General features: G+C 46.6%; 9 protein-coding genes and 1 pseudogene. 4 read left to right on the forward strand and 6 right to left on the reverse strand.

Annotation, left to right across the window (positions count from 1 at the left end):
* Positions 1-87 precede the first annotated feature (87 nt).
* Positions 88-1332, reverse strand: coding sequence for a CynX/NimT family MFS transporter (locus tag AAHF22_RS18550; protein WP_347326518.1), 1245 nt, complete (start codon positions 1330-1332; stop codon positions 88-90).
* A 107-nt stretch (positions 1333-1439) separates the two neighbouring features.
* A pseudogene (locus AAHF22_RS18555) lies at positions 1440-2126 on the reverse strand (FadR/GntR family transcriptional regulator); the annotation flags it as partial.
* Between the two features lie 551 nt (positions 2127-2677).
* Between AAHF22_RS18555 and AAHF22_RS18560 the strand changes: the two are divergent.
* A complete protein-coding gene (locus tag AAHF22_RS18560) occupies positions 2678-4243 on the forward strand; it encodes a DUF6359 domain-containing protein (protein ID WP_371834086.1) in 1566 nt (521 codons plus the stop codon).
* 321 nt (positions 4244-4564) lie between these two features.
* Here the strand turns inward: AAHF22_RS18560 and AAHF22_RS18565 are convergent, their stop codons facing one another.
* The 4 genes from AAHF22_RS18565 to AAHF22_RS18580 all read right to left on the reverse strand — a co-directional run bounded on the left by AAHF22_RS18565 (position 4565) and on the right by AAHF22_RS18580 (position 7476).
* Complete coding sequence (locus AAHF22_RS18565; protein ID WP_347326527.1) at positions 4565-4945, reverse strand: DUF350 domain-containing protein; 381 nt, start codon at positions 4943-4945, stop codon at positions 4565-4567.
* Positions 4946-5114: 169 nt separating this feature from the next.
* Complete coding sequence (locus AAHF22_RS18570; RefSeq protein WP_347326519.1) at positions 5115-6590, reverse strand: glutathionylspermidine synthase family protein; 1476 nt, start codon at positions 6588-6590, stop codon at positions 5115-5117.
* Positions 6591-6594: 4 nt separating this feature from the next.
* Positions 6595-6993 (reverse strand): hypothetical protein, encoded by a 399-nt coding sequence (locus AAHF22_RS18575; RefSeq protein ID WP_347326520.1) that lies wholly within the window; start codon positions 6991-6993, stop codon positions 6595-6597.
* Positions 6994-7476, reverse strand: coding sequence for a hypothetical protein (locus tag AAHF22_RS18580; protein WP_347326521.1), 483 nt, complete (start codon positions 7474-7476; stop codon positions 6994-6996).
* A gap of 394 nt (positions 7477-7870) precedes the next feature.
* Here AAHF22_RS18580 and AAHF22_RS18585 point away from each other — a divergent pair, with 394 nt between their 5' ends.
* The 3 genes from AAHF22_RS18585 to AAHF22_RS18595 all read left to right on the forward strand — a co-directional run.
* Positions 7871-9124, forward strand: a complete 1254-nt coding sequence (locus AAHF22_RS18585) for a putative hexosyltransferase (RefSeq protein WP_347326522.1) — start codon at positions 7871-7873, stop codon at positions 9122-9124.
* A 509-nt stretch (positions 9125-9633) separates the two neighbouring features.
* Positions 9634-10674, forward strand: a complete 1041-nt coding sequence (locus AAHF22_RS18590) for a copper amine oxidase N-terminal domain-containing protein (protein ID WP_347326523.1) — start codon at positions 9634-9636, stop codon at positions 10672-10674.
* Positions 10675-11386: 712 nt separating this feature from the next.
* Positions 11387-13104, forward strand: a 1718-nt coding sequence (locus AAHF22_RS18595) for a DUF5704 domain-containing protein (RefSeq protein WP_347326524.1), incomplete at its 3' end; no start/stop codon positions are given.

Raw genomic sequence — 13104 nt, forward strand, 5'->3', positions numbered from 1 at the left:
CGAAAAACGGAGCGGCAACCGTATACGGCTGCTGCTCCGCCCCATAAGTGATCGCATCATAATTGAATCGTTTGTAGCGATGGGGCACTACTTTACATGGATTTCATTATCTTTGGAGGCGTTAGGATAAATGTAGCCCGGACTGCCTGCACCTAAACCGGTGTACAGAAGTGTAGCCGCAGCGGCGACGAGCAGTAATAACGGAATCGTCCAGCTGTTGGATACATCATGCAGAATACCGAACAGCGTCGGTCCGCATGCCGCTAGCAAATATCCGATCGATTGTGCCATACCGGATACTTCGGTCGCTTGCTCTGGTGTACGTGTACGCAAATTAAAGAACATCATCGATAAGCTAAATGAAGCCGCACCAGCGATTCCGATCAAAATAAGACAGATCGCGATGAGTACGATATGACCGCCGCCGAAAATAAGCCCAGCCAGTCCGATCAAATACAGCGCCACGGTCACAAGCACAAGCAAACGCTGTGTCGCCAGGCGTGCTGCCAGAATCGGCACCATAAAGTTAAACGGCAGCATGGAGAACTGCATCAGTGACAACATATAGCCTGCTTGCAGACGGGTTAGCCCTTGCTGTTGCAAAATGTCTGGCAGCCAGGCGATCGATACATAGAAAATGAGCGACTGCATGCCCATGAAAAAGGTAATTTTCCAAGCTAGCGGTGAACGCCATACGCTCTGTCCTTGTTGATGTGTCCGTTTCGCCAGCCGAGCTACTCGATTATGACGTAGCTGTGTGGACCAGAATACCAGCGCAGCCGTACCAAGCACCGTCCATGTCAAAATAGACCCTTTCCAGCCGAGTCCGCCATTCATCGCCAGCGGCAAACTAACCGCAGACGCCAGTGCAGCGAATACATTGGTACAGATCGAGTAAATGCTAGTCATCAGCCCGATTCGATGCGGAAATTCCCGTTTGATCAGTCCTGGCAAAATTACATTAACGACCGCAATCGCCAGCCCCGTCAAAAACGTACCCAGAATGAGAAACGTCATTCCACCAAATGGACGCAGCCAGCCACCGATCACGAGCACAATCAGCGAGAAGAAAATAATCTTTTCCATCCCATAGCTACCTGCCAGCTTCGCCACAAAAGGAGATAACAATGCGAACGCCAGCAACGGAATAGTCGTTAGAAAGCCTGCCATCGTGTTGGAAATGGGGAAATCGCCCCGGATCAGATCCAGCAGTGGACTAAGCCCGGTAATCGGACTGCGCATATTAAACGAAACAAATAAAATACAAAACAACAGAAAAGCTGGATTTCGCAACGGTGCGTTCATACCAGCTGGTTGTAACGAACGGTTCATGATGTGTGATTCTCCTCTATATGGTTCTTGTCTGGATGATAGGTGGAAGCCGGATATACTCGCTTGTCTGGACTTCCTGAAACTGCGGAAGTTCGCGTTTGATCTATGCTTTCTTCGCCGTTCTCTTCGATCAGTATATTTTTAAAATGTCCAATATATTCATCAACAATGCTCGCCGCTTGTGCTTCGTTGCGCTCACGAATCGCGGCGATCAGATTACGATGCCCCGTATGATCGCTATCGCTGCTCACTTCTGTCGTGCTCATAATCGACATCTGAATACGCTCAAACAGATGCTGGTACAGATCAACAAGCAGCGCATTTCCAGAAGCTGCAACAATCGTCTGATGTAACTGCATATCCACATCTACAAATTGCTCAATCTGTTCAGCCGCCCGATGCTGCTCACATAGCCCGGCATAGTGCTCCATTTCTGTCAGTTGCTCCTCCGTCCGCCGCGCACAGGCAAGCACGACGGCTTCCCGATCCAGCGCATGACGCACTTCCAAAATCTCCACCGCGTTGGAGCTACCCAGCCGCTTTTGTAATACTGGACCTAGCGGACTGTCTGCAACGACAAATGTTCCATCACCTTGCCGGGTGGACAATAGCCCCACATGCACAAGCGCTCGCACCGCTTCCCGCAACGTATTGCGACTCACTCCAAACTGCTCCATCAAATCCGCTTCCTTCGGAATCCGCATCCCAACCTGCCACGCTCCACTCCGAATCTGCTGCTCCAGTCGCTCACAAAGCTGCTCGACCAGCGACTTTTTCTCTAATTTATCGAAAATAGTAATCTCCTCCATCGTTTGGTTTGTGTTTTGAGTGCTTACACCACTCCGTGAAGGAATAAAGGGACGGATTCTCGTCCCGTACAGGAATCTATAGAGTAGAATCATAATGTAGATTCCTGTGCTAGGAAGAGGTAAGATAGTTTGCTTCCGCAAAAAGCACTTTTTCATTGGACCTCGTGTTAGGAAACCACTAACACTATAGGTCGTCCTTACCCCTTAATACCTTACCGAAGTGCTGTTTCATGCAAGCACATCGTTAATAATTACCTGCTCATTTAACAAATTATATCTTAAATAAAATCCAATTCACTCAAAGGTAGGATGATTGACACATTGGACATTTTAGCTGAACTTCATTATTTTGTCCACTTTTGCTCAAAATCGTTCTCCACCATCGCCAAATTCAACGAAATCACAATCATTTGTTCCTACATAAAAGTAAATTTTATTAAATTTTTACATAAAAGAGGAATATGCTAGATAAAAAAGAATTATCTTTAATAAAGAATCATATTTTACCCATACCTACGGGTGCAGGAGGAATGCTTATGAAAAATCACATGAGAAAAAGATGGTCTGCTGTTATGCTGACCGTACTGCTGGCGGTCACATCGTTGTTCACCATCGTTCCGCAAGAGCAAGCTAAGGCAGCTGGTGCCTTAACGGTTGCACAGGCGATTCAATCGCAAAATGGCGGTACGATCACCGTAACAGGAATTATCGTTGGTCATGCATCCGGTTCACAGACGGCTAATTTTAAAAGTCCATTTGCTAACGATTTCAATGTATTGCTGGCAGATAGCAGCAGTGAAACGAACACAAGCAAGCTGCTGGACGTACAAATCACTTCATCGTATCGTTCTCAGTTCGGACTGCAATCGAATCCGAGTCTGATTGGTAAAACGATTACGGTTACTGGAACAGCAGGTACATATAACAATTTTGCAGGCGTGAAAAACCCAACTTCAATGACACTCGGTGGCGACAGCACAACGCCAACACCGAATCCTGATCCAGGCACGGGCTTGCCAGGCGGCTCAGGCAAAAAAGTATTGTTCGATAACACGCATGCACAAACAGCCGGTGCAGCCGACTGGGTCATCGATGGTGGGTTCTCTGATTTTGCTAGCGGATTACGCGCAGCTGGCTTCACGGTAGAATCGCTGGAGCGCTCGATTCCTTACACCTTTGGCGAGCAAGCGATCACGTATGACAAGCTGAAAAACTATGATGTATTCGTACTCGCTGAGCCAAATGTTCCTTTCAAAGCAAGCGAGCAGGCAGCGATGCTGCAATATGTAAAAGCAGGCGGAAGCATTTTCTTCATCGGCGACCATTATAATGCGGATCGTAACAAAAACCGCTGGGATGGTTCTGAAGCGATGAACGGTTACCGCCGTGGTGCTTACAGCAATCCAGCACTGGGCATGAGCAGTGAAGAGGCGAATTCGCCAGCGATGCAGGGCGTAACTAGCTCGGACTGGCTCGGTACTAACTTTGGTATTCGTTTCCGCTACAACGCACTCGGTGATGTGAACGCAACCGATATCGTAGCGCCATCACAATCGTTTGGCATTACACAGGGCGTAAGCTCGGTAGCGATGCATGCCGGCTCTACACTGGCTATTATCGATCCAAACAAAGCCAAAGGGATCGTATACATCCCAACGGGTGTATCCAAATGGGGCAATGCGGTTGACCAGGGCGTATACAATGGCGGTGGTCGCGCAGAAGGTCCTTATGCAGCGATTTCCAAGCTGGGCGCAGGTAAAGCCGCTTTTATCGGCGATTCTTCCCCAGTTGAAGATGCATCCCCGAAATACAAACGTGAAGAAAACGGACAAACGAAAAAGACATATGATGGCTTCAAAGAAGTCGACGATGCTACATTACTAGTAAACACGGTTCGCTGGTTGGCACAAAAAGAAAGCTATACTGATTTTACACAGGTGAACGGATTGACACTGGATAGCAAAACATCGCTGTTGTCGATCGAGAACCCATCCACCTCGACTGAACCACAGCAAGAACCGTGGGCGGCACCAGCAGCAGGTTACAAATGGTATGATCCAACAACGTTCAAATCCGGCTCTTACGGTTATGTCGCTTCCTAATGTAAACTTAAGGAGTCCTACTGGATAAGCGGATAAGCTACTGAGTAAACAACGCAGCTGCGTTACTACGCTCACAATGGAAGTACGGGACTATGGGCATCCGATGTAGCTAGTAAAGCACGCCGATCTAGTCACGCTTATCTAGTAAAGTACGCATATGTAAAGTACGTATATCTAGTAAAGCGCAAGCATATACCAAACAAGCAGGCTCTCCCATCCTTCAATGGACGTGGAGAGCCTGCTTGTTTTTGCTCAGTGATACCGAACGTGAGATGCGCCTGATTATCATATAGCACCTACGATCCGGTACGTTCACCCGTGTTACATTACAAAGGTTCCAATCACAAATGAAATACCAATAATAAGCGAGCGCAGCAGCTGGGCTACCGCCATATTGCCATTTTCAATCTGCTCACATACCTTTGTGCGCGGTGTGACTAGATCGAAAATAACGTACACCAGACACAACACCACAATACCTACTGCCGACCAGACGATCACATCGAGCCAGTTATCGGAGTTGATCGAGACGAGTCCAATGATAATACACAGACCGAGCAGCTTACTGCCCATATACATGCCGGCTGCTTCATTGCCAGCGGCGATTTCTTTATTATCATTGTAGCGCGTGAGCAGGCTGAAAATGTAATAACCTACAAACAAAATCGCAAATAAAATGACCAGCCCGATGCCTACATGCATCAGATCAGTTGCAAAATTTTTCAATGAAATTCCCTCCTAAAATAGCTTGAAATGGATGATGCTCAATTATACTTCGTCGCAGTCGCAGTCGCAGTCGCAGTCGCAGTCGCAGTCGCAGTCGCAGTCGCAGTCGCAGTCGCAGTCGCAACGGCTATGTGTTAAAAAGTAGCTATTCCGCATCCGGTATAACAGCGGCAGCACAATAATAAGCTAGATTGTCTGTCACTTTGCTGCCGATACGAGGTAACAGTCCAGCAAAGCGCCCACCAATTACAAAAGCGCCTGTTAACAAATAGCCCTCATAACGATCATCTGCCGTCTGTGCACAGATTGGCTGCATCGGTTGGAGCTGCTGATAAATTTTGGGCTGTTCGTTATAATAGGCAGCCGTTGCTTCAAGCTCATACGCTTCCTGCTCGGCAGGCGATAGCGATGCCCAGTCCACATCCGTCTGCTCCTGTAGTAGCGGATTAGGCACAGACACTTTCTGCTGATCCTGCTCGAAACGATCGGGAAGATCGTCAGATTGCTCGGTCTGCTTGGATTCATTTGGAAGTGAACTAGCTATTTCTTGCTGCTGAACGAGCGCTGTCGTTTGCGGCTGCTCTACAAGCTCTGTTCCCTGCCCTTCGCGTCCAAAATAACTTTTGCTCACATAAGGTGTGTCCGTCTGGATAAATGGCTCCGGTGTAAAATACGTTGGTAACATATACTGCTCAATCCACTGGCATTCCTCCGGTGTGAATAGCCGAAAGCCAGCGTGCTCTACCAGTTCGTCATTACGCTCATATAGCGACCAGAGCGTCGCTGTAAAGCCTTTGCTTTGCGTAATAATATGTTGTACCGGATTGATCAAACCTAGCTTACCAGCCTCAACCAGTTCCAGTAGATCCAAACCGACTGTCCGACCACTTTCTTCCTCGCGATCTTCAACGAGATACTCCAGCGGATACAAGCGGTATAACAGCTCAATCCGTTCCTCATCCTTATATAACCCTTCGCCAGGCACAATTCGCAATTGCTCCAACGGTACGAATGCTGCTTCCATTCCAGCCAGCTGACATTGTTCCATTAAATACAGCGTATTCACACGATCCTCATCATGCCAGTCATAGCTAGTCATATATAGCTTACCGCTGAGACCGTGCTGTCGGTAAGCTGCCACCGCATTCCTAAACATCTGCTGGATGCACGCATTCATCTGCGCTGAAGCAGGGCGAAGATGCGGCGCATATTCCAACAACTTACTTTCCAGATAAGCCACTTCGGGAATACCGGTCGGTGTTTCGGTATTATTTTCAATACATTTGAGTTGACCGTCCGGTCCAATAATCCAGTCCAGACGTGTGAGTCCGTCCCAGTTGACAGGGGAGCAGGCGATACGCGCCAGTACCGGATGAATGGCAAGCTGATCGGTCAGATAGTTCAGTGGCAAATACTGCTGCACAAATCGCAATACTTTATGGTACAGCTTATGTACACGTTCGGAAGCCAGGGCAATCTGCTCGTATTCGGCTGCTGTATACAGTGTGAGCGCAGGCAGGCAATACGGTTTGCCGTACATCGTATGATACGGAATCTGCTCTGCTAGCTCGCCGCTGAACAGCTGCTCATGAGGGATGTTCAGATTGTACACATGCCGCATCCCGTTACCCCCCAAAGAAGGAAAAGCCAGAGCCTGAGCTGCCAAAGCCGCTATGTGAATCAGAGCTACTGTTACTTTTGTAATAGTGACTGCTGCCAGATGAACTGCTGGAGGAATTGTCACAGTTGTACGGGTTGCCATTCTGATCGTATTCGCAACGGGCATTATCATTAGTCGAGCAGCCAGTAAGCGCTACAGGTACAGCCAGTAAGAGCGAGAAAGCTGTCATACGTGCGCGTCTGCTGTTCAAGCTGACGGAACTTTCTTTATTTTGTTTGATAATCGTTGAATTTGATTGCTCCGACGTATCCATATATACGGCAGGGATTCCGGTATGCGCAAGTAGCGGCAGTGGCTGTACGGATGCAGTCTGTGTAAGATCATTCGGTGTATTCCGCTCCATTTACACATTCACCTCTTTCATAAAAATCATCACCTTTTGCCGATCTGCATCCAATGTGATGTACAGCAGCTCATACGTTGTATCGCCTTCGGTGCGGTAATGATCAAGCAGTACACGTGCAATATCAAGTGCTGACATCCAGTTATTAGCTGGATCGTGGCGTACAAATTGGTACTCATCCCAGATCCAGTATTCGAGCACCATGCGAGACGGATGGTCTTTTTGCCCGTTAATGATCCGTGCCATCTCCTTCTGGTATGGCGCAGGCAATTCATCGCCAAAGGGACGCACGTAAATGAGATGGGACCGATCGTTTTCCGTTTCATGGGACACGTGCACCCAGATTCGATGATTCAGCTTGATCGAATCGACGAGCTTGTACAGAAATAACTCATCTGCTTGAACAGAAGGATACTCTTGAATAAGGCCCAGTTCGCGTTCTTCTTGCTCGGACCACTCTATATAACGTAGTGGATAATACATTGGTGTGTGTTCACTCCTTCTCGATGCTATTAATGAATTCTTCCATGTTTACGATGGAATTATTAAAAAGATGCACAAATCCCATTTTTCGATAAAATAGGAGATTTGACAACACTAATTTGCAGCAATACCGTATAAAAACGCGAAACTCCGTCTTCTGTCCTAACCATTTTCAGAATAGGTATGGAAATATGTACACGATATTGGTAAATCGACATCATGCGCTTGTATAATAGGTTCAAGCTAACAGCGTTTTTGACTGCATACCGATAGAAAAATCGTGACAGGTATGTCCGTCATCCTTGGATCAACGTCTGCCGCTTCCAGCGTCTGCATGAATAGACGCAGGGTGCAATGAATTATCGTTTTGCACTGCACAGGGAGGTTAGACTGTATGAATAAACGGTTTACATTACGATCTGCTAGCACATCCAACCGCTTGCGCCTAACACGACATCGCTGGATAAATGGACTGCTTCCCATCATCCTGTTATTCATCGCTGGCATCGCCGTGCGGATTTGGATGGGTGGGCGCTATCCGGGCTTTATCGATGATCAGCGGCTATTTGTACAATGGATGAGTGATGTGGGGAACTATGGACTGGGCAAAGTGTATACGAACAATGGTGGGATTAATTATCCACCGCTATTTTTGCTCATTATGGAAGGTTACGCTCATCTGCTGCGGCTACTTGGTTTGCAGGCGGTAGCTGGAACGTTAACGTACAAAAGTTTACTTATTTTGCTTGATATGCTTTCCTTTATCATCGTGACTTGGTGGTCGCGTCATGCAGCCCATCCGCGTACCCGTTTGCCGTTACTGGCATGGTTTGTACTAAATCCAGTGCTGATCGTGAACGGCGCGGTATGGGGACAGGTGGATGTGCTGAATGGGATGCTCATGGCTGGCTCGTTGCTGCTATTATTATCGCTGCCGCTGGGAGCCGGGATATTGTTTGCACTGGCACTACTGACCAAACTACAGGCGATTGTGATCGCGCCCGTACTCGGTTGGTATGTACTTCGTTGCTTGCTAGAGCGAAGGATTCGCCCGATCCTGTCTTTGCTGGGCGGTGCGCTATTGCCGCTGCTCGTCGCCGGGCTTTATTTTGCCGGTCATGGGGGGCTGAATTCGATGATTCGAGGGGCATATTTGAGCGCAGTCGGTATGTATACGCAGGTGACGCTCAATGCGCTAAACATCTGGTATTATCTGCTCGGCTTTGCGCCCGATACGAATGATACGACTCGTCTGCTGGGTATTATTTCGTTACGAAATATGGGGCTGCTGTTACTTGTGATTGCGGTATTATATAGCGGCTGGTATATGCTGCGTATGCGTAAACTGGATACGTCGGTTGTGCTCAAGGCAGGGGTATGGCTCTGTTTTGCCTTTTTTATGCTGCCGACTGAAATCCATGAGCGTTATAGTGTACCTGCGCTCATTTTGCTGCTGTTTGTAGCGATGCTCGATTCGTACTGGATTGTACTGGCATTGCTGCTAAGTATCACGATTACGTATAATTTATGGTCGGTGATGATGAGCACTATTTCGCCGGGACCGGGGATTGTTGTTGCCTGTTTACATGTGCTAGCATTTGCCTGGATGGGCTGGAAGTTATGGCGAGAGAACGTAAGCGCACGGTAGAGGATATGGCATGAGATGGGATAGGATCGAGCATATATAGAGCATATAAAATGAAATGGTTTGCCAGTATTGGTATTGACAAGCACGAGTAATTATTTTACTCTGAGCTTAAATAAATAACGACGACATGTGAAGCACACATCATTTCCAGGTTAGGGATGATGTGTGCTTTTTAGTTTTTCAAGCTGGTTGAAATTATAAAAAATGGAGGTACTGCCGATAAGGGAAAAGAAGCGTATGGATGTACTTGCCGATAAGGGAAAGAAGCGTAATGTAGGTCAGTTGTTCACTCCAAACATTGCACAATAGGGGAATAACAATGCATTACCGAAATGTATTGAGTCGCCCAGCAGAGAAGTAGCTCAGCAGATCCATCAATCAGACGAGCGATATAGCACGAGCGTAAGAGCGGACATACATAATAACAACAAGGGAAATAGAACAGCAGGCTAGCGCAGCTTTCACTTCATTCGATGACCTATTTTATTTATTCAGAGGAGGCTATTCTCATGACAGTACAACCGACTATGGTACAACAGACGAACGAAACTCAAAACATAACAGGGAGTGGAAACATAACGATGAAGCAGCATAAAAGCAAAGCATTGAACAAAGTAATCACATCGCTACTTGTAGCCAGCATGATCGCAGTGTCAGTACCGATGTTCACCCCACAAGCGACAGCAGCATCTGCTTCGGTCGAAGTACTGCTCAACGCCCGCAAAATGGCATTCCCTGATGCCAAACCATTTCAGGATGAGAACAGCGCAGTCATGGTACCGATCCGCTTTATTTCAGAAAAGCTGGGTGCGAAAGTTGGCTATGAACAGAGCGGTGGGAAGCAGACGGTGACGTTAAAGACAGACAAGCATAGCGTCACATTGACGGTAGGTTCGCCTACTGCGGTGGTAGATGGAGAGAGCAAGACGTATGACAGCAAGATTATCGTAAAGCAGCAACGTACATATGTGCCACTACGATTGGTGAGTGAAGGATTGGGCCAGACGGTCGATTGGGATGGGTTGAGCAAATGGGTGTGGATTGGGAGTAAGGTGCCGCCGACTGTGGATGAATTGGGGTTGGCGAAAACTAGTCTGGACCCCTATAAAGCGTTTTTTTCTAAAAAATCGTATTTATTAAAAGATGAGTATGGAACTCCCTTTCAATATGCTATAAAAATCACACTTTCAGACTTCCCTTTATTAATGTCTGATTACATTTATAGTATGGATTTGTATACATTTCATGACGGCAGTGCATATGATGGTCGAACGTATATCCGCGTCAGAAGTCACGCATGGTCACCTAACTTGTTTTTTCTAACTAACAAAGGTGACGTACGTTACCGATATGATCGCAAAGATTTACTGAAAAAGAATAACGATGGAACAGTGTACACCTTTTATGCTATCTATGCAGAAAGAGATGAGCTTCTTGATCATATCAAGGATGCTAAACCATTGACAATCCAAGATATTAAATATGTAGGGTTCCATACGAATTCTTCAAAAGATAGTTTGATTTTAATGGATAATCCATGGAGACAATGAGATGAAATGGTTGGAATGGTTTCATAAAAATAAAAGTTGTTGTGTATTTGTGCTTGTCGTTATTTTTGCTTGTAATGGTTTCTGCACATCGATAATTAACTCCCCTATTGTACAAGCTGCTGATATGACTACACCATTAAAGTATTATCAAGATGATTCAGAAAACACGACAAAAGCAAACTACAGATATTTTGTTGGCATGATGTATTACGATATGTGGCACGGCTCAACGTGGGAAGGTGGTAAAGCTCCCAACAGAGGTGACGATGGTCCAGCAGAACAAAATTATAAATTCTCATTTCCTGGGCGTACCATAAAAAGTATGGATGTTAGTTTATACAAACGTAATACGAAAAATGCTATTTACTTTGAATCTTCTCGAACAGAAAAAGCGGAAGAAGGACAAACGATATGGCAGAAATATGTTGCTGCAATGTCCATCGGAACAGAAGATACGGCACTTACCTATAGCAAAAGTGGTATTGGAACAGATACTGCAACCATTCCGACGAATGTTTTAATAAAATTAGATGCAAATGATCCTGAAGATATTACCAGTACGTGCACAAATAAATGCGGTCCGAATACAGTGGGGTATCGTATTTATGTTCCGGTTCTTTTTACGATTGAACTGGATTCAAAACTAAGCGTCTACTACAAAACCACCGACGGCAAATCACTTAACGATATCTTTCCTCCACGCTTGGAAGAAATGAAACCAGGACAAAATTATACATTTGAACCACCTACACATGAAGGCTACACTTATGCTGGCTACAAAAAAACGACAAATGGAAGCGATCCGTCTCAATCCAAAGAGATAGCCACAGGCAATCCGCCCAAACTAGAACCTTACACCGGCTCTTTCGAACAATACCGCATCTACCAATATTACGAAGTCGGCGTACCCTGTAAGTCTGGTCAAACCAGTGCCGATAATGAGAACTGCAATGATTCCGAAGTTTCGCCTGAAGGCAGGGGAGCTTGTACCTACACGATCTTACCTCCTACCCAATCCCAAGCCATCAGCAAGCAACTCATGAATCCCGAAGCCGCCGGTCATATTTTAGGTGACGATCGCGCCAATGGACGTCATTTTGATGCAACCAAAGGCATCCCGACAAGCGAAAACCTATACGCCAATGCCTGGGGCTATGACTACTTATTCCAGCATAAATTCAGTGAAATGAAAGGTCAAATTAAGTACGATTGTGAAGTGAAGGTGCGCTATAGTCTGAAATGGAAAGAGAAAAATAGTAAAGACCAGTGGAAGACGAAAACCGCGAGCGAGTCTAAAACGTATACATTTGACTTTACCCGAGAGTATTCGTACTGGCAGATTAATCAACTGCAAGTGCTGGGCATTGATTCTGCGAAGCTACATAACTATGCTTTGCCAGGTGGCGCTGTCACCTTGCAAGTAGCCAATTACACCCCACCTGCTTTAACTACGGAAGCCAGTACGGAAACGAAGGATCATGTTCGTCCAGCAAAGACAGGCGATGTTAGCTATAGTCCGGGTACAATCGATGGAGGAAGAAACGGTCGCCCCTCTGTACCGAATGATCATAGTAAGCTCAAAAGTAGGGCCGAAGCAAAAACGGATGAGCCTCAAGTTCGTAATGATGCGATTCAGTTTAGTTATAAGAACCAAGACACCGAAGTGATGAATGGAGACTGGACCAAAGCTACGACGCCAGCACCTAAAGAAATCCCAGCACCGACCAAGATTCGATCGTATAAAGATACAGGCGAAACGATCCTTTTCCAGAGTTCACAGCGCATTAGCCGCAAGCTCACCAACCGAGCAAATACGCCATCGAAGGGCACAATTTTCTATAGGATGGTGGAAGGTGATGTGAATGGAGAAGGCGATCAGAACTATCCAATTACGAATATCAACAACGTTACCGTACATACACCTGTCGTCGACTACGCATCCGTCTCCGACGACCAAGCCCACAACCAGAAAACCGTTCCGAGCACCGATCGCATGGCACTGATTCTAAATCGTCCCTTCATCGTGCGCATCCCTACGACCGGACAACATTTGGACAGTAGTGACTATCCGGGTTATGGCAAGCGAGATTATGCGAAGTATATTCAAGTTAAACAGGTCTGGTTCCCCTTTGACGTGTACAGCGAAGACCGAAGTACCTTTTACCCGCAACAAACGTGGATCGATATTCCAGTGCAGCAACTGGATACCGTGTTTCAGCTTCCCGTCTGGGCCGATGAAGGACACGATACGATCGCTTTTCGCACGGTCGCTGAGAATGCACCGGCTCGCTTTACCGCCCAGCAGGATGCCAATACCAACCTCAGCCATCATGTAGCCAAAGATACAGTCGACGTGGAGGTGATCGGGCGATTATACGATTTCCATGTGACCGATATCGCCGATTTTGCGTGGGAAACGGTATTCCGGCA

The organism is Paenibacillus wenxiniae (assembly GCF_039822605.1).
Lineage (GTDB): Bacteria > Bacillota > Bacilli > Paenibacillales > Paenibacillaceae > Saccharibacillus > Saccharibacillus wenxiniae.

Excerpts from the sequence above, each read along its gene's own strand:
- AAHF22_RS18580 (WP_347326521.1), bottom strand. The coding sequence starts at position 7,476 with ATGTATTATCCACTACGTTATATAGAGTGGTCCGAGCAAGAAGAACGC.
- AAHF22_RS18590 (WP_347326523.1), top strand. The coding sequence starts at position 9,634 with ATGACAGTACAACCGACTATGGTACAACAGACGAACGAAACTCAAAAC.
- AAHF22_RS18560 (WP_371834086.1), top strand. The coding sequence starts at position 2,678 with ATGAAAAATCACATGAGAAAAAGATGGTCTGCTGTTATGCTGACCGTA.
- AAHF22_RS18565 (WP_347326527.1), bottom strand. The coding sequence starts at position 4,945 with ATGCATGTAGGCATCGGGCTGGTCATTTTATTTGCGATTTTGTTTGTA.
- AAHF22_RS18570 (WP_347326519.1), bottom strand. The coding sequence starts at position 6,590 with ATGCGGCATGTGTACAATCTGAACATCCCTCATGAGCAGCTGTTCAGC.
- AAHF22_RS18575 (WP_347326520.1), bottom strand. The coding sequence starts at position 6,993 with ATGGAGCGGAATACACCGAATGATCTTACACAGACTGCATCCGTACAG.
- AAHF22_RS18550 (WP_347326518.1), bottom strand. The coding sequence starts at position 1,332 with ATGAACCGTTCGTTACAACCAGCTGGTATGAACGCACCGTTGCGAAAT.
- AAHF22_RS18585 (WP_347326522.1), top strand. The coding sequence starts at position 7,871 with ATGAATAAACGGTTTACATTACGATCTGCTAGCACATCCAACCGCTTG.